General features: G+C 49.1%; 20 protein-coding genes. 9 read left to right on the forward strand and 11 right to left on the reverse strand.

Features of this window, described 5'->3' with window-relative positions; all coding sequences use genetic code 11:
• Positions 1-5: 5 nt before the first annotated feature.
• From KO512_RS07325 to KO512_RS07370, 10 genes are all read right to left on the reverse strand, one after another.
• The gene (locus KO512_RS07325) at positions 6-290 is read right to left on the reverse strand and encodes a sarcosine oxidase subunit delta (protein ID WP_215951682.1); all 285 of its coding nucleotides are present in this window, start codon (positions 288-290) and stop codon (positions 6-8) included.
• 12 nt (positions 291-302) lie between these two features.
• The gene (locus KO512_RS07330) at positions 303-1,556 is read right to left on the reverse strand and encodes a sarcosine oxidase subunit beta family protein (protein WP_215951683.1); all 1,254 of its coding nucleotides are present in this window, start codon (positions 1,554-1,556) and stop codon (positions 303-305) included.
• A 64-nt stretch (positions 1,557-1,620) separates the two neighbouring features.
• Positions 1,621-2,883, reverse strand: coding sequence for a serine hydroxymethyltransferase (glyA, locus tag KO512_RS07335; RefSeq protein ID WP_215951684.1), 1,263 nt, complete (start codon positions 2,881-2,883; stop codon positions 1,621-1,623).
• A 312-nt stretch (positions 2,884-3,195) separates the two neighbouring features.
• Complete coding sequence (locus KO512_RS07340) at positions 3,196-4,128, reverse strand: pseudouridine synthase (protein WP_215951685.1); 933 nt, start codon at positions 4,126-4,128, stop codon at positions 3,196-3,198.
• 107 nt (positions 4,129-4,235) lie between these two features.
• Complete coding sequence (locus tag KO512_RS07345; RefSeq protein ID WP_215951686.1) at positions 4,236-4,568, reverse strand: AzlD domain-containing protein; 333 nt, start codon at positions 4,566-4,568, stop codon at positions 4,236-4,238.
• The gene (locus KO512_RS07350; protein ID WP_215951687.1) at positions 4,561-5,265 is read right to left on the reverse strand and encodes an AzlC family ABC transporter permease; all 705 of its coding nucleotides are present in this window, start codon (positions 5,263-5,265) and stop codon (positions 4,561-4,563) included. The genes KO512_RS07345 and KO512_RS07350 overlap by 8 nt, the downstream gene beginning before the upstream one ends.
• A gap of 86 nt (positions 5,266-5,351) precedes the next feature.
• Positions 5,352-6,461, reverse strand: coding sequence for a hybrid-cluster NAD(P)-dependent oxidoreductase (locus KO512_RS07355; RefSeq protein WP_215951688.1), 1,110 nt, complete (start codon positions 6,459-6,461; stop codon positions 5,352-5,354).
• A gap of 68 nt (positions 6,462-6,529) precedes the next feature.
• Positions 6,530-7,876, reverse strand: coding sequence for an NAD(P)/FAD-dependent oxidoreductase (locus KO512_RS07360; RefSeq protein ID WP_215951689.1), 1,347 nt, complete (start codon positions 7,874-7,876; stop codon positions 6,530-6,532).
• A gap of 119 nt (positions 7,877-7,995) precedes the next feature.
• A complete protein-coding gene (locus tag KO512_RS07365; RefSeq protein ID WP_215951690.1) occupies positions 7,996-9,495 on the reverse strand; it encodes an aldehyde dehydrogenase in 1,500 nt (499 codons plus the stop codon).
• 3 nt (positions 9,496-9,498) lie between these two features.
• Positions 9,499-10,425, reverse strand: a complete 927-nt coding sequence (locus tag KO512_RS07370) for a dihydrodipicolinate synthase family protein (protein ID WP_252734897.1) — start codon at positions 10,423-10,425, stop codon at positions 9,499-9,501.
• A 264-nt stretch (positions 10,426-10,689) separates the two neighbouring features.
• On the opposite strand from KO512_RS07370, the gene KO512_RS07375 reads away from it, so the two are divergent.
• The 4 genes from KO512_RS07375 (at position 10,690) to KO512_RS07390 (ending at position 13,666) form a co-directional block, all read left to right on the forward strand.
• Positions 10,690-10,995: a ribbon-helix-helix domain-containing protein gene (locus tag KO512_RS07375; protein WP_215951691.1), complete on the forward strand. Its 306-nt coding sequence runs from the start codon at positions 10,690-10,692 to the stop codon at positions 10,993-10,995.
• A 105-nt stretch (positions 10,996-11,100) separates the two neighbouring features.
• The gene (locus tag KO512_RS07380) at positions 11,101-11,496 is read left to right on the forward strand and encodes a VOC family protein (protein ID WP_215951692.1); all 396 of its coding nucleotides are present in this window, start codon (positions 11,101-11,103) and stop codon (positions 11,494-11,496) included.
• A gap of 53 nt (positions 11,497-11,549) precedes the next feature.
• Entirely contained in the window at positions 11,550-12,074 is a 525-nt protein-coding gene (locus KO512_RS07385; protein WP_215951693.1) for a twin-arginine translocation signal domain-containing protein, read from the forward strand.
• Positions 12,075-12,094: 20 nt separating this feature from the next.
• Positions 12,095-13,666, forward strand: a complete 1,572-nt coding sequence (locus KO512_RS07390) for a GMC family oxidoreductase (RefSeq protein WP_215951694.1) — start codon at positions 12,095-12,097, stop codon at positions 13,664-13,666.
• Between the two features lie 152 nt (positions 13,667-13,818).
• Here the strand turns inward: KO512_RS07390 and KO512_RS07395 are convergent, their stop codons facing one another.
• A complete protein-coding gene (locus KO512_RS07395; RefSeq protein WP_215951695.1) occupies positions 13,819-14,799 on the reverse strand; it encodes a LysR family transcriptional regulator in 981 nt (326 codons plus the stop codon).
• Between the two features lie 247 nt (positions 14,800-15,046).
• Between KO512_RS07395 and KO512_RS07400 the strand changes: the two genes are divergently transcribed.
• From KO512_RS07400 to KO512_RS07420, 5 genes are all read left to right on the forward strand, one after another.
• Positions 15,047-16,258: an aromatic ring-hydroxylating oxygenase subunit alpha gene (locus tag KO512_RS07400; protein ID WP_252734899.1), complete on the forward strand. Its 1,212-nt coding sequence runs from the start codon at positions 15,047-15,049 to the stop codon at positions 16,256-16,258.
• Positions 16,259-16,695: 437 nt separating this feature from the next.
• On the forward strand, positions 16,696-17,871 hold the full coding sequence (proV, locus tag KO512_RS07405; RefSeq protein WP_215951696.1) for a glycine betaine/L-proline ABC transporter ATP-binding protein ProV: 1,176 nt from the start codon (positions 16,696-16,698) through the stop codon (positions 17,869-17,871).
• Between the two features lie 33 nt (positions 17,872-17,904).
• Positions 17,905-18,840: a glycine betaine/L-proline ABC transporter permease ProW gene (gene proW / locus KO512_RS07410; RefSeq protein ID WP_215951697.1), complete on the forward strand. Its 936-nt coding sequence runs from the start codon at positions 17,905-17,907 to the stop codon at positions 18,838-18,840.
• Between the two features lie 50 nt (positions 18,841-18,890).
• Positions 18,891-19,919 (forward strand): glycine betaine/L-proline ABC transporter substrate-binding protein ProX, encoded by a 1,029-nt coding sequence (gene proX / locus KO512_RS07415; RefSeq protein ID WP_215951698.1) that lies wholly within the window; start codon positions 18,891-18,893, stop codon positions 19,917-19,919.
• Between the two features lie 119 nt (positions 19,920-20,038).
• A complete protein-coding gene (locus tag KO512_RS07420; RefSeq protein ID WP_215951699.1) occupies positions 20,039-21,373 on the forward strand; it encodes an MmgE/PrpD family protein in 1,335 nt (444 codons plus the stop codon).
• Positions 21,374-21,463 lie beyond the last annotated feature (90 nt).

The raw sequence follows: 21,463 nt of genomic DNA on the forward strand, positions 1-21,463 counted from the left end.
TCCTGTTACTCAGCGACTACAGATGGCTGTTCGCCGATCTTGTAGACTTCTTTAATTTCGTAGCTCTGGGTATCGCGAGTCATATTGAAGAACTTTCGACAACCGGCAGCGTGTACCCATAGTTCATGGTGAAGACCCCGTGGGTTTTTACGGAAAAACAGATACTCACCCCACTCTTGGTCAGAACAAGCTTCAGGATCTAGCGGACGGGCAATATGTGCCTGACCAGCGCAGTGAAACTCGTCTTCTTCACGGTATTCCGCACAATGCGGGCAGTAAATATGTAACATGTTAAGCCCCTATTAGTGTGCGACGCCGGCAGCGCCATGTTCATCGATCAGTGCTCCGGTATGGAAACGCTGTATGGAGAAAGGTTCCGCAATCGGATGTGGCTTACCATCAGCCAAAGTATGCGCAAACAGATTGCCTGAACCCGGCGTCCCTTTAAATCCGCCCGTTCCCCAACCACAGTTGAAGAACAAATTCTTAATCGGTGTTTCAGAAATAATCGGGCTCGCATCTGGGCACGCATCAACGATACCGCCCCACTGGCGGTTCATGCGTACTCGGCTAGTGCAGGGGAACATTTCCACAATCGCTTGAATGGTATGTTCGATAATGCCGTAAGAACCGCGCTGACCATAACCAACCCAGCCATCAATACCGGCACCGATAACCAAGTCACCCTTATCAGACTGACTCATATAACCGTGCACATGGTTGGACATCACCACCGTATCAAGGAACGGTTTGATCGGTTCAGACACTAGCGCCTGTAGCGGGTGAGATTCAACCGGCAGTTCAAAACCAGCCATTTTCGCCAGTACGCCACTGTTACCCGCGACAACACAACCAACACGATCGGCTTTCAGTACACCGTACTGCTTGGTTTTAACACCGGTGATTTTGCCGTCACTGATCTCCATATCGATCACTTCACAATTTTGAATCAGATCGACACCTAAAGCGTCTGCGGCGCGGGCAAAGCCCCAAGCGACAGCATCATGGCGCGCATTACCGGCACGACGCTGAACCGATGCTCCCATAATGGGATAACGGGCATTTTTCGAGCAATCCATCGTAGGGATTTCTTTTTGCAGCTGTTCGGCATCCACCATTTCGTTGTCGATACCTTGCAAACGGTTAGCCGCAACCAAACGTTCGTTACTGCGCATATCTTGCAGTGTATGACACGTATGGTAGCAACCGCGCTGGGAGAACATGACGTTGTAGTTCAGTTCCTGTGCAAGGCCTTCCCATAACTGCATGGAATGTTCATACAGTGCAGCAGACTCATCCCACAGATAGTTAGAACGTACAATCGTAGTGTTACGACAAGCGTTACCGCCACCTAGATGACCCTTCTCCAGTACCGCCACATTGGTGATACCATGCTCTTTCGCCAAATAATATGCAGTTGCCAACCCGTGGCCACCGCCACCGATGATAATCACATCATATTTTTTCTTTGGCGTTGGGTTACGCCAAACGCGCTGCCAATTCTCATGATGACTCAGACTGTGTTTAAACAGCCCGAAACCTGAATATTTCTGCATAACATCAGCTCCAATTTAATGGGCGGCCAGTCACTCACACATAGGCCGCTGGGTGTTTAAATTCTTACTTATAAACCGGGTATTCAGCGCACAACGCCTTAACCTGCTGTTTCACTTCAGTGATTTTTGCTTCCAGCGCTTCTGGCTGGTTCAGTACATCTAGCAGATCGGCAATCCAACCCGCCAAAATGCTGCACTGTTCTTCTTTAAAGCCACGGGTGGTAATCACGGGAGAACCGATACGTAAACCCGAGGTAACAAACGGTGACTGTGGATCGCCCGGTACCGCATTTTTATTAACGGTAATATTGGCACGACCGAGGGCCGCATCGGCATCTTTACCGGTCAGGCCCTGCTTGATCAGACTCAACAGGAATAGGTGGTTTTTAGTACCGCCGGAGACAATTTCATAACCACGCTCAGTCAATACATCAGCCATCACACTGGCATTTTTGATCACCTGCGCTTGATAGACTTTAAATTCAGGTTCTAAGGCTTCTTTAAAAGCGACCGCTTTCGCTGCAATGACGTGCATCAGTGGGCCGCCTTGGCCACCGGGGAATACCGCTGAGTTCAGTTTCTTTTCCAACTCATTGTCACGGGACAGAATCAAACCGCCACGAGGGCCACGCAATGTCTTGTGTGTTGTCGTGGTAACGACATCAGCAATCGGTACAGGGTTTGGATAAAGACCCGCCGCCACTAAACCCGCCACGTGAGCCATATCAACAAACAGATAAGCCCCGACTTTATCCGCGATTTCACGGAAACGGGCCCAGTCAACAATCTGTGAATAAGCCGAGAAACCGGCAACGATCATTTTAGGCTTGTGCTCTAACGCCAGACGTTCAACTTCATCGTAGTCGATCTCGCCGGTCGCTTCGTTTAGTCCATATTGAACCGCATGATAGATCTTGCCGGAAAAGTTAACATGAGAACCATGAGTCAAGTGACCACCGTGAGCCAAGCTCATACCTAACACCGTATCGCCCGGAGCACACAACGCCATGTAGACGGCAGCATTCGCTTGAGAGCCTGAGTGTGGCTGCACATTGGCATATTCGGCACCGAACAGCTCTTTAGCGCGGTCTAGCGCTAGCTGTTCGACCACATCAACATATTCACAACCACCGTAATAACGCTTCTCAGGATAACCTTCAGCGTATTTATTGGTTAAAGCAGAGCCTTGCGCCTGCATTACCCGAGGGCTGGTATAGTTCTCAGATGCGATCAACTCGATATGATCTTCTTGACGCACTTCTTCGTTACAGATCGCATTCCACAATACGTCATCATACCCTTGGATCAAGTCATCTTTCTTAAACATCTGAACCTCCACGCCAGACCAAAGCAGGCGAGCCTTAATATCAATTTATCGTTATGTCTGCGAATACCCTGCATGGCCATCATGCAAATTAAAGCCGAACTAGGTTTCTTAAAATTGATAGTAGCGGGTCTGCTTAAAGGCGCTATGCTCGAACACGCCTCGGGAATGTCCAATTACGACAGAGAAAAGAAAAGTGACTTTAGCGACCCAAGTCTAAGGCCTTATAAGGGATTACCGCCAAGATAAAAGAACGGGGCGGGCCGAAAACATCATCTAGCGATAGAGATGTACCGCCGAACTTGATGCGACAGGTTAGTCTATCGTGAACGACTCGCGTTCAAACTGCCAAGTAGCCGGGTTCATGCCATAACCACTATGAAACACTCTAGGCTGCTGTGTCACTGGGTCGATAAAACGTAGCTGTTGTGCCAATAGCTGTAAAGGCTGAGCAAGATTATCGGCAGACTCAGGTTGTAAGCTGGGGTAATAACGATCATGCAAGATAGGCCATCCCAGCGTTTGCATATGCACTCGCAGTTGATGGGTCTTACCGCTCACGGGGTGTAATTCAAATAACGCTTTATCCTGACAGCGATCGATACAGCGAATACGGGAGTGGCTGTTCGGCTCGCCGTCAACAACCGTCATCAGAAAACGTGGCTGTGACGATTGCAACCGATTGATCACCTGCCATTGTTGGCCGATCTGCGGCTCATCAGCCTGCGGGGCGATTTTAGCGATCGCTTGATAGGTCTTATTGACTTGTCGGGTCTCGAATAGCCGATGATAGAGGTGACAGGTTTGCGGATTAACCGAAAAGATCACCAACCCCGCCGTCACCCGATCGATCCGGTGTACCGCCTGTAGGTTGCTTAGGCCGGTCGTCTGGCGTAACCGATTTTGCAGACATTGACTCACATATTTACCACCGGGGGTGACCGGAAGAAAAGACGGTTTATAAGCCACCAGAATATCCGCATCTTGAAACAAGATGGTTTCAGCAAACGGAATAATCGGTTCACACTCAACCTCGCGATAATAATACACTCGCTGCTGGGGCCGGTAGAGGGATGCTGAATGAATGAGCGTGCCGTCATGCCAATGCAACTTGCCATCGATCGCCCGTTGTCGCCATACCTGAGCATCGACCTGAGGAAACTTGCCAATCAGATACTCTAATACCGTCTCAACCCCAGGATTAACCTGCGGCAGAGTTAATTTAGATGGCGATTTAGCAATAGCCATTCACGCCCCCTAAGGCTGAATAATATACGTTCAACTTAACTCCCTACTCACATGCGCGCCATCGCAGCGATTCACCTAATAGCAACAGACGCCAACGACTAGCGCTGCTAACTGGTCAGATAGCGCAATAACCATAAACAGATCATCCCACCGGCAACAGGCCAGAAAACACTGCGGCTAAACCGAGCAATTAAGATAGCGATAAGGGCAGCGATCCATTGAAAATAGTCCGGCTGATACGCCGTTAGAGGACGGGTAAAAACAATCGCCGGAATACAGAGCGCGGCTAAAATCGCCGGAGGCAACAACGTTAAAACATGCTTACTGCGGGCGATCAGCGCCTCCGCACTACCATGAAATTGAATAAAAGAGAGCCGGATCAAAAAGGTACCCAAGCCAACGGCCACAAACAGTAACCAGAGTTGCAGGTTATCACTCATGGGTTCCCCTCATTTTCAACCAACCCGGTAACAACCAACCCCCTAGCACGCCTGCCACCACAGCAACAATAAAGCCGCTATTAAAAGGCAACAGCTGAAAAGCGATGGCACAGCAGCCGGAGATCACGGCCACCATCAATAGCAGACGACTCGTAATGGTGGTGACCAACATCGCCAGAAAAGCTAAGGGAATCGTAAACTCCAGCGACCAATGGGCAGGAATCCCCGCGCCTAATACGATCCCCAGTATCACCGATATCATCCAAGTAACGTAGAGCGCTAATGCCACCCCGGCTAAATACCAAATCCGTTCCGAGCGATTCTTTGCCATCTGCACGGGCATTGAGCAAAGCCCATAGACCTGATCCGATAAGATATAGGCTAACGAAAAACGGTAGCGTTTAGGTAACGGCCCCAGTATCGGGGCAAAAGAAGCGCTATAAATCGCAAACCGTAAATTAATCACCATCGTAGTTGCCACGATAATAATGAATGGCGCATTGTCTTGAATCAGTGAATAAGCCGCCAACTGCGCAGATCCCGCAAAGAATAGCGCCGTCATTCCCACTACCATCCCAGGGTCCATACCTAATGACATCCCAGTAGCGCCGGTAATCAAACCGAACGGCAGCACACCTGACATCAACGGCAGCAGATCCCGCACACCCAACCAAAACTGTTTACGATCGTCCTTCACACCTAATCCCTTAAAGCAGAAACTTTAAAACAAAACAGGGCCGAAGCCCTGTATTGAGGTAGCGATTATTACACTAGATGACGAAATTAGTAATCAATTTCCATATTACTCTGTACTTGAGTACAGCAAGACAAGACATATCCCTGAGCAATTTCCTCTTCTGTAATACCCCCATTGTGCTGCATATCATATTCGCCGGAGATCACTTTCACCCGACAAGCACCACAGATACCAACCCCACAAGCCTTAGCGATATTAACGCCCGCCTCGGCTGCCGCTTCATTTAGGTTGACCCCAATGGCAACGGCGGTGGATTTGCCCGCATCGGTGAAACATACCTCAACGAGGTCTTTAGGCTCTAGCGCCTCGACCTCTGCTTCATCGGCATGTTTTTCGGCCCGTTCGACATCCTTAACCGGGGTCGCACCAAAGGATTCTTCATGGTAATGGTCCATGTCGAATCCGGCTTCCTGCAGCATCGTTTTAACCGCCGCCATGTAAGGTTCAGGACCACAGCAAAAAACTTCCCGTTGCAGAAAATCCGGCGCAATCAAACTCAGCATCGGTAGATTTAGATGGCCTCGATAGCCTCCCCACGCTTGGCCTATTTCCGTATGAGCACTGATAAGATGCAAACGGAAGTTTTCCACCCGCGTGCTCATATATTCCAATTCACGGGCATATATAATATCTTTTGGCGTTCGGGCACTATGGGCGAACACCATATCGACTTCAGAATCCGTATCAAACCACCAGCGCGCCATCGACATCACCGGCGTAATACCCACACCGCCGGAAAGCAGCAAAACTTTGTCAGCGGGGGAATCCATACTGTTAAATTGCCCAACAGGGCCGTGAATCGCAACCTGATCCCCTGATTTCAGGTTTTCATGCAACCAGTTCGAGACTTTACCACCTGGGACTTTTTTAACCGTAATCGAAAAACTGTAAGGGATCGATGGCGAACTCGATATGGTATAAGAACGCATTAACCGCTCGCCATTAATCTCCAGCTCTAGGGTCACAAACTGACCGGGTTTAAAGAAAAACAATACCGGTTGATTCATACCAAAGGTAAAGGTTGTGACATCATGGGTTTCAGCAATGACTTTAACGCATCGCACCAGATGACGGCCGTTAGACCAAGTCTGGGTCATCATTGGATTCATAAAATCGCTGGTATTAAATTCACTCATCAGTCTCTCCCATCCAATTATTGGCTGGTGTTTATCATTATTATTTAAACGCTGTTCGGGATATTCCCTCAGAGTTCCGTACCGGCCATCCACTCTTTCCAGCGCATGGTGACATTCGCCCCCAGCGATAGAAATGGCTCCGGCGGTAAACGTTTCGGCTGTTGATGATCAAGATAATCAGTTAACAGATCGGAACGGCCTAATACCGCCATCTCCGCTGCCATCATGCCTGACAGTGTACCTTTAACAGTACCGAGTCCGTTCTGACAGCAAGCCGACCAAACCCGCTCTTCAATCTCGCCAAACGCAGGCATAGAGTTTAATGACAAACAGAGTCGTCCACCCCAGCGATACTCCATCTCCACCCCTTCTAGCATAGGAAAACGGTTGGCAAAGGAACGATCCTGTAAGCCCGCTGCCCGCTTCATATTTTTAGGGCTGACTTCAATCGACTGATTCAGGGTTGCATGGTTACGGATCACGATCCGGTTGCCACTGCCACGGTAATCCGAACTGCGCCGCACCGTGGTGCCTATCGGGTCTGCAGGTAAAATACCCCAGTCTTGCGCGCCCCCTAAACGGGTGACTTCCTGCGGACTCAGCGCCCGAGTCATCGATGCATAGGTAAACACATGCAACAACCGACTAGGGAAAAAGCCAAAGGATTGAATATGCCCATTAACCGCCAGAATCACCCGTTTGGCACGTACACTTCCACTCGGTGTGATTAAACGGTGCTGCGCACCAAGTTGCATCGACGTTACCGGGCTATTCTCATAGATAGATACTCGCTCGCTCATGCCTCTCGCCGCTTGACGAACAAAGGCGGCGGGCTGAATCATCACCGCTCCTGGGGTGAATAATCCCTGTTGATAAAAATCGCTACCGGTCCAATCTTTCATATCGGCCGCGCTTTTCAGTTCATAGGCTTCGCCGAGGGCATCCAAGTGGCCGCGATAACTTTCGATATGCGCCATACCTTTGGCGGTGCCTGCAGCGGTCATTTTTCCACAAGGATCAAAAACCTGACGCCCCATGCCGTAGGCTTCTGCCGTTTCACGGGCAAACTCAATCGCAGCACGGTTCAGTCGAATCTGTTGTTGATCTTGATGCTGAGTACCAGCATAACTATCTGAATTCAGATCATGGGGCAGGTCAATCATAAAACCACTATTACGACCGGCGGGGCCATCGGCTATCCGGCTGGCTTCCAGTACCACTATGGATTCATCACCCACTAACTGACTGAGGCGACGGGCCGCGGCTAACCCGGCAAATCCACCTCCGATCACCACCCAATCCGCATGAATATCATCCTTCAACGTCGGATATCCGGCGGATGATGGCAGAATACGATTCCACGCGGCGGGACCTGGGTCTTTCGGCAATCGTTTTACATTTATCGTGTTCTTCATAACTTTTTCCGCCCCTATCATCAGGCAAACGCACCCCTTGAGCGAACCCCTTCACAGCGGTTCGCCCTGAGTTTTGTACCTGAATATCGAGTGCTTTAGCTGTCAGTCAGCGCAACGGTCTACGCTTCATCACCGAGATCGACCCAGATCGTTTTCAACTGGGTAAATTGATCATGGGCATGAATGGAGTTATCACGGCCACCAAAGCCCGATTGCTTATAGCCACCGAATGGCGTGGTGATATCACCTTCACCAAAGCAGTTAACCGTGACCGTACCCGCCCGCAGCGCCTGAGCTGCACGCATAGACTTACGCGCATTCGCTGTAAAGACAGAGGCGGCCAGACCATATTCAGTATCATTGGCAACGGCGATCGCTTCTTCATAACTACTCACGGTGATCACCGAAAGAACAGGACCGAATATCTCTTCTGTGGCTAAACGATCACTGTTTTTAACATCGTCGTAGATCGTCGGCAGAACATAGCAACCATCAACAGACTCGCCACCCATGATCAGCCGGTGCCCGTCTTGTTTGGCGATGTCGAAATATTCGGTAACCTTATCGAAATGACCTTTATCGACCAGCGCACCTAATTGATTGCTAGGATCGAGGGGATCACCCGTTTTCCACTCTTTGGCATGTTCTACAATTTTTGCCAGCAGTGCCTCTTTAACCCCTTCCTGCACAATCAAGCGAGAACCCGCAGAGCAGTTTTCACCCATATTCCAGAAAGCTGCGGCAACCACTTGCTCGGCAACGGTATCAAGATCTTCCGCATCATCGAGTACAACACAGGGGTTTTTACCGCCCAATTCCAGCACGACTTCTTTGATATTAGAGTCCGCAGAATAGTTAAGGAAACGGCGTCCAGTGACGGTAGAACCCGTAAAGGTCACCATATCAACATCCATATGACGGCCAATCGCCTCGCCCACAACACGGCCGGAACCTGTCACCACATTGAACACACCCGCAGGCACGCCCGCTTCAGCGGCCAATTCAGCCACTCGAATGGCCGTCAACGACGTCTGCGCAGCAGGCTTCAGCACCACTGAACAGCCCGCCGCCAGTGAAGGGGCCATTTTCCAAGCGAGCATCAAAATGGGGAAGTTCCACGGCAACACCGCACCGACCACACCGACCGGCTCACGCACCACCATCGCCATCGCACCAGAGCCAACAGGGGCCGTCTGATCATAAATTTTATCGATCAATTCCGCATGCCAGCTAATGGTATGCACCACTTCAGGAATATCGATGGTGACGCAATCAGAGATCGGTTTACCCGAATCGATCGATTCCAACACCGCCAGTTCATCACCGTGCTGTTCGATCAACTGGGTTAGCTTAATCAAGATGCCTTTACGTTCAGACGGATGCATCTTGCTCCAGCAGCCGCTTTCAAACGCCGCACGCGCACTCGCGACCGCATAATCAACATCCTCAGTGGTGCAGGCGGCAATCTCGGTAATCCGCTCGCCGGTCGCTGGATTGGTCACAACGATAGTGCCGCCATCGCTGGCGGGCCGTAAGCTACCATTGATAAAACTCATAGACGGCGGCGTCAGCTGAGCCGCAATCGCTTTATACTCATCATGTGTCAGTAAATCAGCCATCGCTTAACCCTCCGCTACAATGTTGGCAATATTCGCTTTTAATTGCGCGACAACCTGAGCCATCGCTTCTTTCTCTGCATCATCTAACCCCAGCAGCGGTTTACGCACTTCCCCGCCAACACGACCGTCCAGTGTGACACCATGCTTAACGCTCTGGATAAACTTACCGCCCTGCTCCAACACATGCATCAACGGCATCATCTCAGCCATAATGCGACGGCCTTTGGCAAAGTCATTATCGACAACACAGGCTTGATAGAGAGCCTTATGCTCCTGCGGTAAGAAGTTAGATCCAGCACAAACCCAGCTTTTAGCGCCCCAAGCAAAAAACTCCAGCGCTTGATCATCCATACCACAGGCAACCTGAATGTTTGGATAGTCATTGATCAGCATATGCAGCCGGTTAATGTCGCCTGAGCTCTCTTTAATGCTGCAAATATTGCTGCAGTCGGCGATACGATCGAAAAACTCAGCTTCCATATTCACACCCATGCGATCTGGGTAGTTATAAAGCATGGCCGGTAGGTTAGCGGCTCGGTCAATCGTTAACGCATGCTCAGCCAGTTCTTTCTGGGTTGGCAAAGAGTAAGGCGGCGTAGAGATAAGAATCACATCGGCCTGATATTTAGCGCCATCTTCGGCTAATTTGATCGACTCAAGAGGATTAAGAGAGCCGGTACCAAAAATAATTTGTAGTTTATCGCCGCAGATCTGGCGCGCTATTTTCAGCAACTCGACCCTTTCTGCATGGCTCTCAACATAGTATTCACCCGTGGTGCCACCAATCATTAAGCCCTGAACACCTGAATCAAGCAGATACTGTACATGCATCGCATAAGCATCATAATCAACCGTATAATCGGCTTTAAACGGCGTAACAACGGGTGTATAGATCCCTTCAAAATACATTTCATTTACCTTCGTTATCATTGTTATATGACCGGATTCTTCTTACTGAATGGGCTATCCGAACTTACTAAAATGGTAACGACAGGGCCGATATCTCCGCAATCAACCTTTTTTGCGCGCTATTCATAACTTTAGGTTATGAAAATAAATAATAAATCAGCTGACCATGCCACCATAGATAACGAAAAAAAGCGCTAGGTAGCCGGTAACGACTCTGGAAACACAGCCATCTAATACCTATACTGTTGTCCAATAAATATTCTAAAAATAAAAAGAGACCTCACCATGTGCCATATTTTTGCTGGTCAGAATCCTGAGAATTATAAATTCATATCACGCTCACTCCGTCTAGGTGGCCACTCGACAAGCGTTAAGCTGGAAGCTAAATTCTGGAATATTCTCGATGGGGTCGCCGCTGAGCAGGTCATGAGTACACCGCAGTTTCTCTCCAAGATTTATGATGAGGCTCTGGTTATTAATGGCGATGTTCCGAATTTCGCTTCATTGTTACGTTGTGCCTGCGCCCTTTACTTAGAACAACCCGACGAAGTCATGACAACCGCCCACGAGCAACTGTCGGTAGCGAGCTAAACCATCTTTTTTCTGACTAACCTTCCGTGTGGTACTCCAGTACCACCAAGCTTGCGCGGAAAGAATTAACCTCTACTGTATCAATCAGATGAGGTTAATTCAGAAATGGCCAAAGCTATCCACTCTATGATCCGAGTATTTGACTTAGATCGTTCACTCTCTTTTTACCAACAGGCGCTAGACCTGAATATCGCAGAACGTCTCGACTTTGACGATTTCACACTGGTGTATCTGCGTAACGACGAAAACGATTTCGAATTAGAGCTCACCCATAATCACAACCAAACCGAACCCTACTCCCATGGCACCGGCTACGGCCACCTCGCCGTTTGTGTTGACAATGCCGCCGCCTCGCAAGAGAAGCTCACAAAACTAGGCTATCAACCTGCTGAGGTAAAAGAGTTTCACCGTGACAATCAATTATTAGCCCGTTTCTTTTTTGTCACCGATCCAGACGGTTACAAAATCGAGTTTTTAGAAAAACATGGCCGCTATCAATAGAGACCCGCTACACCATTCCGAAAGACCACAACAATAAAAGTCCGGAGTTGAGTATGAAAAAGCAAAGCTTGAGCCGTAGAAGCTTCTTAAAAAAAGGCACGATTACCGCTGCAAGTGCGGTTGCGCTCGCCCTATCAGGCATCAGCATTAGTCCTAGTGCGTGGGCAATGACGCTGACAACCATCGATAATACAACCGGCAAGAGCCTCTCGGCTTTCTGTCGAACGTTATACCCTCACAGCCAACTGACTGATGTCTACTATGACGCTTGCGTTGAAAGTCTGGATGCGAAAGCCAAAAACGACCCTGCATTGCTGAAATTGCTTAACGACGGCGTTAAAACCCTCAACTCACACAGCCAACACAATTTCTTAGCCCTGTCCGCCGAGCAGCAACTTATTGTCGTAAAGCAGATCGAGGGTAGCCCTTTCTTTGATCAGGTACGTAGTCACATCGTGGTGGCACTGTATAACAATGACAAAATCTGGAATCTGTTTGGTTATGAAGGCCCCTCCTTTCCCTACGGTGGTTATCTAGAGCGCGGTTTCAACGATATCGATTGGCTGCCTAACCACTAATAAGATTAAGGACAATAACAATGAAAAAATTTGATCTAAACGATAGCAGTGTCGTGGTTGTCATCGGCTCCGGTGCAGGTGGCGGTACACTCAGTAATGAATTAGCACAGAAAGGTATTAACGTCGTCTGTCTCGAAGCAGGTAAGCACCTCGATTTTAAAACGGATTTCGTCAACAAAGAGTGGGAAATGTTTTCCAAAGAAGCATGGCTGGACAAACGCACCGCGTCCGGCGAATGGCGAGTGGCTAAAGATTTTCCTAACCTACCCGCTTGGATCTGTAAAACCGTCGGCGGCTCAACATTGCACTGGGCGGGTGCCAGCTTGAGGTTTCAAGAACACGAATTTAAAGGTCTTAGCACCTATGGCCATGTCGAGGGCGCCAACCTATTAGATTGGCCGATTACGCTTCAAGACCTAGAGCCTTATTATGATATGGCCGAAGATAAAATGGGCGTCACGCAAACCAACGGCATTCCCGCACTACCCGGTAACAATAACTATAAGGTGATGGAAGCAGGTGCTAAGCAGCTTGGCTATAAGGAAGTTCACACCGGACGGATGGCCATTAACTCACAGCCACGGGATGGCCGAGCATCATGCCGCCAGCTAGGGTTTTGTTTCCAAGGTTGCAGAATGGGCGCTAAGTGGTCCACCCTCTATACCGAGATCCCTAAAGCACAGGCTACCGGCCATTTTGAACTGCGAGCCGAAGCGCATGTATTAAAAATAACCCATAACAAGGCGGGTAAAGTCGACGGCGTGATTTACGTCGATGCTAACGGTCAGCAACATCACCAGAAGGCTCGCGTTGTCTGCGTGGCCGGTAACTCAATTGAAAGCCCGCGCCTATTACTCAATTCCGCCAGCGCATTATTTCCAGATGGACTGGCTAACAGCTCAGGGCAGGTTGGCAGAAACTACATGCGCCATGTGACCGGTTCCGTTTATGGTGTATTTGAGAAACCTGTCAATATGCATCGCGGCACCACCATGGCAGGTATTATTCAGGATGAATCCGAACATAACCCAAAACGGGGTTTTGTCGCAGGCTATGAAATGGAAACCATATCACTCGGTCTACCCTTTTTAGCCGCTTTCCTGAATCCAGGTAGTTGGGGCAAAGAGTTTACCGGCGAATTGGACAACTATGAAAACATGGCAGGCATGTGGCTCGTTGGTGAAGATATGCCGCAAGAAACCAACCGCATTACCCTAAACCATGAGGTCAAAGACCAATATGGTCTACCGGTTGCCAATGTTCATGTGACCGATCACCCGAATGATGTTGCCATGCGAGAACATGCCTACAAGCAAGGGGCCGCGGTATATGAATCGATTGGTGCGCTCAATACCATTCGAGTGCCTCCGTATCCTAGCACCCACAACCTTGGCACCAACAGAATGAGCCTCAACGCCAAGGATGGGGTCGTTAATGGCTGGGGACAGAGCCACGATATTGCTAATCTATTTATATCCGATGGTAGTCAGTTCACCACGGGGGCGACTGAAAACCCAACACTCACCATTGTCGCCTTAGCCATTCGACAGTCTGAATACATTGCCCGTGAAATGGCGGCCATGAATATCTAAAGCGCTCTTCACTCGATCCTGACTGATCGCCATTCGGCACAGTGCTTACTGTGAGACGATTGGTCAGCGATCTAACCTAAGTGATTTCCCTCGGTTTCGGGGGGCTTTTTATTAAAGATAATAGAAAAGTAATGAGTGTTAACTCAGCGACGCTACTCCCCCACCCACGTTTCTTCTGCCTGTATAACCTCCAAAAACCAGTCTCTGAATGAACGAAAAGCGAGGTTATCTTTTCGACTTTCGGAATAGGTTAAATAATGGAGCTTTTCTCGATAATCCGTATTAAACTCACCGACCCGCACCAGCCAACCCTGCTCGATCATCGGTTTCACTAACTGATTCCAGCCAAGGCTAACACCCTGATGGTTGAGCACCATCTGAATCAGCATATTGTAATCATTGGCATTGAAAACATGTCGACGGCCATCGGAATCATCCACATCAATGGACACCCCCTGGCTGGCCAACCACACTTCCCAATCAACATGTTCCGCAATCTGCGAACGACCATAGGGACTTAGGTTAAGTAAGGTGGTGTTTAACAAACCATCCAGCGTCACGATATCCGGGTTCTGCTTCAAAAACAGTGGTGAACAAACCGGATAGATCAGATCATAAAACAGCGGAATCGAATGATAGCCTTCGCGGGGATCACTCACTTTATTGATAAAGATATCTGGATGAACACCCGGCTCCATCTGTAAAAAATTATTGGTGGTAACAATATTCACATCAATATCTGGATGATCCGCAAAAAAACTGGGTAGACGACTCGATAACCAAAATGCAGAAAAGGCCGGCGAACAACAGATAATAAGTTCCTGTTTGCGTTTATCGCTGTTTTTAATCCGCTGCGCTGCCTGAGCAATGTTCACAAACGATAGGTAAGCCGCATCATACAAAATAGTGCCCGCTTCGGTTAGCTCAACGGCTCGACCTGCTCGCTTAAATAAACTAACCCCTAGAGAAGCTTCTAACTCTCTTATTTGACGACTGATTGCCGCCTGAGTAACACACAACGCTTCTGCGGCACGGGTAAAGTTTTGATACTTCGCGGCCGCAACAAAAGACCTAACCGCGCGTAACGACGGCATCTTCACCAAAATCTGATCAGGCTCTACATGTTTAACCATAACGTCAGGTATTCAATTCTCTTAATAAAAAGTCGCTTTATCGGTTTCTCACCCGGCCATAAACTGAAATTGTAAATATAAGCAGGATTCAACTTACTTACAGCAGTTTAAACTGTGCTACTGGTTTCGTCTCTCAGTTTTACGACACCAGCGTGAACGTCAACGACAGCAGCACCAGTGTAACTTCAGCGGCCAATAAAGCCATAACAATAAAAGCCTACCGTAGTGTAGGGTCATAGGAGCCACAATGATGACCAGCAAAGCCAAAACTCTGGAGCTCATCAATCAACGTAAACCTCGACATGCACTCACCCGCGAGATCTATCGTGACGAAGAGGTCTATCAGCAAGATCTAGAACAGATCTGGCATAAAGAGTGGATTTTTGCCGGTCATACTTTTGAGATCGAAAAATCTGGCGAGTATCTCACCATTCAGGTGGGTGATTATCCAGTCGTTATTGTGCGTGACGATCAAAATAATGTGCGCGCCTTTCATAATGCTTGTCGTCATCGGGGTTCGCGCGTTTGCTCTGAAGCCAAAGGTAAAACCGCTAAATTAGTCTGCCCTTACCACAAATGGACGTTCGGCCTCGATGGTAAGCTTCTATTCGCGGGTAACATGGGCGAAAAATTCAACAATGATGATCACGGTCTGATGCCGGTACACTGCGAGATCGTCAACAGCTTCATCTATATCTGTGTTGCAGAGCAGGCTCCGGATTTCGAGCAGTTTCGTCAGGATGTTTCACCCTTTATTGCGCCTCACAACTTAGAAAACTGTAAAGTCGCCCATGAAGCCAACTTGCTTGAAAAAGGCAATTGGAAACTGGTATTTGAAAACAACCGCGAATGTTATCACTGCGACAGTAACCACCCAGAGTTGCTAAATTCATTCGTCGAAAACCTCTCGGTTGCCGGCGTTGGCGGTAGCGATGATCCAGAACTGACCGCCCATTGGGATAAGTGCGAAGCAGCAGGTTTACCAAGCCGCCTAGTGATGGATAAAGCGGGCCAATACCGCATGACCCGTATTCCACTGGCCGCCAAAGCGGTGAGTTACACCATGGACGGCAAGCCCGCGGTCAATGGTCGTTTGGATAATACCGATGTTGAAGATATCGGCGCACTGCTCTATTTCAACTACCCATCCACCTGGAATCACTTTTTGGGCGACCATGCACTGAGCTTCAGGGTATTGCCGCTATCCTCCGGCGAAACATTGGTCACCACCAAGTGGATCGTGCCGAAAGATGCCGTTGAAGGTGTCGATTATGATCTCGACACACTCACCAAAGTTTGGCTGGCCACTAACGATCAAGACCGTCAGCTCGTCGAAGAAACCTTTAGAGGTGTTAGCTCGCCCTCTTATATCCCAGGTCCATTCTCTGAAGTTGCCGAAAATGGCGTATGCCAGTTTGTTGATTGGTACTGCGACACAATGAAAAGCAAGTTGAGTTAAGTCGCAACTGACCACAACCCAGCCTGTTTCTGCAGGCTGGGCATTTCTGTTTATACTCCTCAAGACAGCCCTCAAGACAGTCCTTCAAAATAGTTCTCAATACCACACTCGCCACACGCACGCCCTGCATATGACGATAGACCTAGTTCACCTTCTCACCCTCCTTTCCCTCATTTTTAGTTATTAATACAGTTTTAAGCTGCATTTTTATCATCACTGATAACCAAACGTTATGGTTTTTACGGAAAATTAGTCGTTGGACGATTTTTCTTAAACCCCTTAACTTAAATGGGGTGAACAACAGAACAATAAGAAAAATGCTGCACCGAAAATTGATCATTTTGACGATCAACTGGCGGTACAGTCATTAAAGGACTGGGGGAGACGCTCACCGCAGTTCATAAAGATAACAAACATAAAAATTGATAGAGGGCAGCATGACAGACTCCACAAATATTCTGTCTATCAGAAACGTCTATAAAGTATTCGGCGACCAACCGGATACGGCAATGCAGATGCTCCGTAACGGCGAAAGTAAAGATCAAATTTTTGATAAAACGGGCCAGACGGTCGGTGTTTTCGATGCGTCATTTACCGTTAAGAAGGGTGAAATTTTTGTCATCATGGGCCTTTCAGGCTCAGGCAAATCAACGATGGTTCGGTTGCTCAATCGGCTGATCGAACCAACCGCCGGCACCATTGAGTTAAACGGCAAAGATATTACCGCCCTAGGCGATGCCGACCTGCTGGATGTTCGCCGTAAAGAGATGAGCATGGTGTTCCAGTCCTTTGCGCTAATGCCACATATGTCCGTGATGGAAAATGCCGCTTTCGGTCTGGAGATCTCCGGTATCGAACGCCACGAACGCGAACGCAGAGCCCTTGAAGCACTCGAACAGGTGGGCTTAGGTGAACATGGCTCGAGCTTTCCACACCAGTTGTCCGGCGGTATGCAACAGCGCGTCGGTCTAGCACGTGCGCTGGCAAATGACCCAACCATTCTCCTGATGGATGAAGCCTTTTCGGCACTCGATCCATTGATTCGCTATGAGATGCAAGGTGAACTGATCCGGCTGCAGAAAGAACAGGAACGGACCATTATTTTCATCTCCCACGATCTCGATGAAGCGATCCGTATCGGCGATCGTATCGCCATTATGGAAGGCGGCCGGATTATTCAGGTCGGCACCCCGAAAGAGATTATGAGCAACCCTGCTGATGAGTATGTTGAAACCTTCTTCAAAGGTGTCGATGTCAGTAAGTTTCTTAAAGCTGGCGACATTGCCTGTAAAGAAAGCGGTTGTACCATTCGCATCAATGGCGCTGTACAGCCGTTTGATCCAGCCAATAGCCAGTTTGGTTATCTACTGGATGGCCAGGACAAGTTACAGGGAATTGTGCCGCTTAACGAGGTTGACGCCTCCGACAGTGTTGATGCCCTACTCTCTCGGCAGGTCAAGCAGCATCAATCCATTTATAGCGACGACATGATCAAAGATGTGATCAAAAAAGTCGCCAATGCTAGCTATCCGGTGCCGGTCATCGCTCGCAACGGTCGTTTCTGTGGTGTGATCTCCAAAGATCTACTACTGCAAACAATGAGCCACAGCTAATCACTCTTAATAACAATAATTCGGGGAAGAACTATGTCAGAATTTAACCTGCTAGACCCTTTTCAGTTTCTCACTATCCCGCTGGGTGACTGGGTCGAGAGCATTCTCAACTATTTAGTACAAAATTTTCGTGAATTTTTTCGCGCTATCCGCTGGCCAATTGATCAGGTCTTAGAGTTCTCCGAAGCGATATTACAATCGATTCCACCACTGATCGGTATCATCTTATCGTCACTCTTGGGCTGGCAACTCGCCGGTAAAAAAATGGGGGTATTTTGTGCCATTACCCTTTTCAGCCTCGGTTTGATCGGTGTCTGGTCTGAATCAATGACCACCCTTTCACTAGTGCTCACCTCACTGTTTTTCTGTGTTGTATTCGGTGTGCCGCTGGGCATTCTGTCAGCCCGTAGTGACCGCGTAGAAAGAATCGTCCGTCCACTACTCGACGCCATGCAAACACTGCCCGCATTTGTTTATCTGGTGCCGGTCGTCATGCTGTTTGGTATTGGTAATGTGCCCGGCGTATTGGTCACCATCATCTTTGCCCTGCCGCCGCTGGTTCGCCTCACTAACCTCGGTATCCGTCAGGTGCCTGAAGATAAGATTGAAGCCGCCCGCGCGTTCGGTTGCACCCCCAAACAGATGCTCATGAAGGTTCAGCTCCCCTTAGCCATGCCAACCATTATGGCTGGCGTAAACCAAACCCTGATGCTGTCACTCTCAATGGTCGTTATCGCCTCAATGATTTCGGTCGGCGGGCTTGGTCAGATGGTATTGCGAGGTATTGGTCGTTTAGATATGGGGCTGGCAACCGTTGGCGGAGCAGGTCTGGTACTGCTGGCCATCTTCCTTGATCGTTTAACACAAGCAATGGGTGAACGTTCCGATACAAGCAATACCTTGCACTGGTACGAAACCGGTCCCGTTGGTTTTTTCGTGCGTGGCTATCGCAGCATGCAAACCCGCTAATCCGTTAGCTAAATGAAACTCAACTTAAAAAAATAAATGAGGATTTAAACATGATCCAGTCACACCTGAAAAAGCTCAACCGCTCTATGGTCAAACTGACCGCAACCGCTGCCCTAGCCGCATTGACCTTCAGTGCGACCAGCCAAGCGGAATCCATGCCGGGCAAAGGCGTTGAAGTTACCCCCATCTTTCCTAGTATTGCCGAAGAACGTTTTCGTGGCGAAATAGCCATTGCCGGATTGGAAGCCCTCGGTTACGAAGTTGAAGAGCCTAAAGAAACCGAATATGCCACCATGATGCTGGCGCTGTCTTACGGTGATGCAGACTTCAGTGTACACATGTGGGATATCCTCCATGACAGCTTTTATCAAAAGGCCGGTGGCGATAAATACATGGTTAAAGCAGGGGATATCATTCCCGGTGTTTTACAGGGTTACCTGATCGATAAAAAGACCGCCGATAAATACAACATCACCAAGCTGACCGATCTTCAAAAACCGGAGATTGCCAAATTATTCGATGCCAATGGCGACGGTAAAGCCGATCTAACCGGTTGTAACCCAGGCTGGGGCTGTGAACTGGTGATTAACCATCATATGAAAGCCTATGATCTAGAAGACACCGTTAGCCACAATCAGGGATCTTACTTTGCCCTAATGGCCGATACCATTACCCGTTACAAAGAAGGTCAGCCAGTATTCTACTTCACTTGGGTTCCACAATGGATCGCCGGTGTACTGGTAGAAGGTGAAGATGTTGTCTGGTTGGAAGTGCCTTACACGTCACTTCCCGATGGCAACAACGATGTTAACACCAGCTTCGAGGGTAAAAATCTTGGTTTTGCGGTCGATCAGGTGAAATCCGTATTGAATCGCGAATTCGCTGAAGAAAACCCAGTCGCCACTAAGTTCCTATCATTGGTACAGATCACTGCCGGTGATGAAAGTGCTCAGAACTTGAAGATGCAAAATGGCGAAAAATCCATTGCTGATATCAAGCGTCATGCGCACGACTGGATTGCCGCTCACCAAGCTAAGTTTGATAGCTGGTTAGCCGCTGCCCGTGCCGTTGAAAAATAATCTCACCCTAAGCTAAACAAAGGCACTTTCGAGAGACGCTTTCGAGAAGCACTTTCAAGAAGCACTCTCGAGTGCCTTTTTTACCCTCTACAGAGTCTTTATCAGCAGGATTATTTGCCATGAATTTGTATCACTTTGTGCAAACGCTGAGTTTTTCTAACCTACCGGAAGCAACCCGTCACCGTGTCAGCATCTCATTGCTGGACATTATTGGCGTGCTAGCAGGCGCCATCAATAACCAAACCAGCCAGAACATCCGCGACTATGCCCAACAACACTACCCTGGCGTCAACCATAACGCTCGGCTACTGTTTGATGGACGTTCGGTGCATCCTCTCGGTGCAGCCTGGGCCGGTGGTTTCAGTGCCGATAGTTTGGACGCCCACGAAGGTCACTTTACCTCTAAAGGTCATGCTGGCGCGACGGTCGTACCTGCCCTACTGGCACTGGCGGATGCCTATCGTCAGCAGGGTCATGAGATCAGCGGTGAAACCTTCTTATCAGCATTGACCGTGGCCTACGAAACGGGGCTGCGTGCCGGTGTTGCGCTCATGCACAACGCCCCTGAATACCATGCATCGGGCGCCTTTTCTGGACTAGGCGTGGTGTGCGGCGCAGCCCGCCTATTGAACTTGGATGAAGACACCTTTATGCACGCGTTGGGGATCGCCGAATACTTTGGCCCACGCTGCCCAATGATGCGTTTAATTGATTTCCCATCCAACCTCCGGGATGCTCATGGCGCGGGGGCCTATGCCGGTCTTAATGCGGTCTTTATGGCGCAATCGGGTATTACCGGCGCACCGGCAGAAACCGTTGCCGACGACACGATCGCCCACTGTTGGGATGATCTAGGTGAACGCTGGGAGATCGATGCCCAATACTTTAAGCCTTGGCCTGTCTGCCGCTGGGCACAGCCATCACTGACCGCGGTCACGGCGTTGCTGCAGGCGCATCCAGAGATTAACGGAGACAGTGTCGATACAATCGAGATTGAAACGTTTCATGAATCGATGCGACTCCAAGGGCATTTCCCCCGCAATGCCGATGAAGCGCAATATGGACTGGCCTTTCCGGTCGCCGCCTTAATTGCTAGGGGTCAGGTAGGCCCGTCTGAAGTCACCGGGGACGCTATCTTTGCCGATGATATTCTAGCGATCAGTGGCAAGATCGAGATTAAAGAAGCGGCTGACCTGTCTGCACGGTTTCCGCAAGAGATCCTGTCCCGCGTTACCCTAACGCTGAAAGACGGTCGCTGTTTCACTAGCCCGATCACCCAGGCCAAAGGCGATCCAGACACACCGATGAGTGACTCAGAGTTTAAAGAGAAGTTTGCCCGACTCGCCGGTGTTAACCTTGAGCTAGCCCGATGCAAGCAGATAGTGGCTGCGGTTGAACAATTGGATAACGCCCCACACTGTAACACGCTATTTAATCTAATCATGCAACCCTAAAAAGATCGCTGGAACGCTTTTCCAGCCCCACACAACCCGTTGATAAAGCGAGATAAAAAGCCGTTAAGGTCGTAATGACTACATCTATTG

It is taken from the genome of Amphritea atlantica (assembly GCF_018860855.1).
In the GTDB taxonomy this organism is placed as follows: domain Bacteria; phylum Pseudomonadota; class Gammaproteobacteria; order Pseudomonadales; family Balneatricaceae; genus Amphritea; species Amphritea atlantica_A.

Bases quoted from the DNA above. Each gene is read 5' to 3' on its own strand.
- KO512_RS07325 (WP_215951682.1), bottom strand. From the start codon at position 290: ATGTTACATATTTACTGCCCGCATTGTGCGGAATACCGTGAAGAAGAC.
- KO512_RS07330 (WP_215951683.1), bottom strand. From the start codon at position 1,556: ATGCAGAAATATTCAGGTTTCGGGCTGTTTAAACACAGTCTGAGTCAT.
- glyA (WP_215951684.1), bottom strand. From the start codon at position 2,883: ATGTTTAAGAAAGATGACTTGATCCAAGGGTATGATGACGTATTGTGG.
- KO512_RS07340 (WP_215951685.1), bottom strand. From the start codon at position 4,128: ATGGCTATTGCTAAATCGCCATCTAAATTAACTCTGCCGCAGGTTAAT.
- KO512_RS07345 (WP_215951686.1), bottom strand. From the start codon at position 4,568: ATGAGTGATAACCTGCAACTCTGGTTACTGTTTGTGGCCGTTGGCTTG.
- KO512_RS07355 (WP_215951688.1), bottom strand. From the start codon at position 6,461: ATGAGTGAATTTAATACCAGCGATTTTATGAATCCAATGATGACCCAG.
- KO512_RS07360 (WP_215951689.1), bottom strand. From the start codon at position 7,876: ATGAAGAACACGATAAATGTAAAACGATTGCCGAAAGACCCAGGTCCC.
- KO512_RS07365 (WP_215951690.1), bottom strand. From the start codon at position 9,495: ATGGCTGATTTACTGACACATGATGAGTATAAAGCGATTGCGGCTCAG.
- KO512_RS07370 (WP_252734897.1), bottom strand. From the start codon at position 10,425: ATGATAACGAAGGTAAATGAAATGTATTTTGAAGGGATCTATACACCC.
- KO512_RS07375 (WP_215951691.1), top strand. From the start codon at position 10,690: ATGTGCCATATTTTTGCTGGTCAGAATCCTGAGAATTATAAATTCATA.
- KO512_RS07380 (WP_215951692.1), top strand. From the start codon at position 11,101: ATGGCCAAAGCTATCCACTCTATGATCCGAGTATTTGACTTAGATCGT.
- KO512_RS07385 (WP_215951693.1), top strand. From the start codon at position 11,550: ATGAAAAAGCAAAGCTTGAGCCGTAGAAGCTTCTTAAAAAAAGGCACG.
- KO512_RS07390 (WP_215951694.1), top strand. From the start codon at position 12,095: ATGAAAAAATTTGATCTAAACGATAGCAGTGTCGTGGTTGTCATCGGC.
- KO512_RS07395 (WP_215951695.1), bottom strand. From the start codon at position 14,799: ATGGTTAAACATGTAGAGCCTGATCAGATTTTGGTGAAGATGCCGTCG.
- KO512_RS07400 (WP_252734899.1), top strand. From the start codon at position 15,047: ATGATGACCAGCAAAGCCAAAACTCTGGAGCTCATCAATCAACGTAAA.
- proV (WP_215951696.1), top strand. From the start codon at position 16,696: ATGACAGACTCCACAAATATTCTGTCTATCAGAAACGTCTATAAAGTA.
- proW (WP_215951697.1), top strand. From the start codon at position 17,905: ATGTCAGAATTTAACCTGCTAGACCCTTTTCAGTTTCTCACTATCCCG.
- proX (WP_215951698.1), top strand. From the start codon at position 18,891: ATGATCCAGTCACACCTGAAAAAGCTCAACCGCTCTATGGTCAAACTG.
- KO512_RS07420 (WP_215951699.1), top strand. From the start codon at position 20,039: ATGAATTTGTATCACTTTGTGCAAACGCTGAGTTTTTCTAACCTACCG.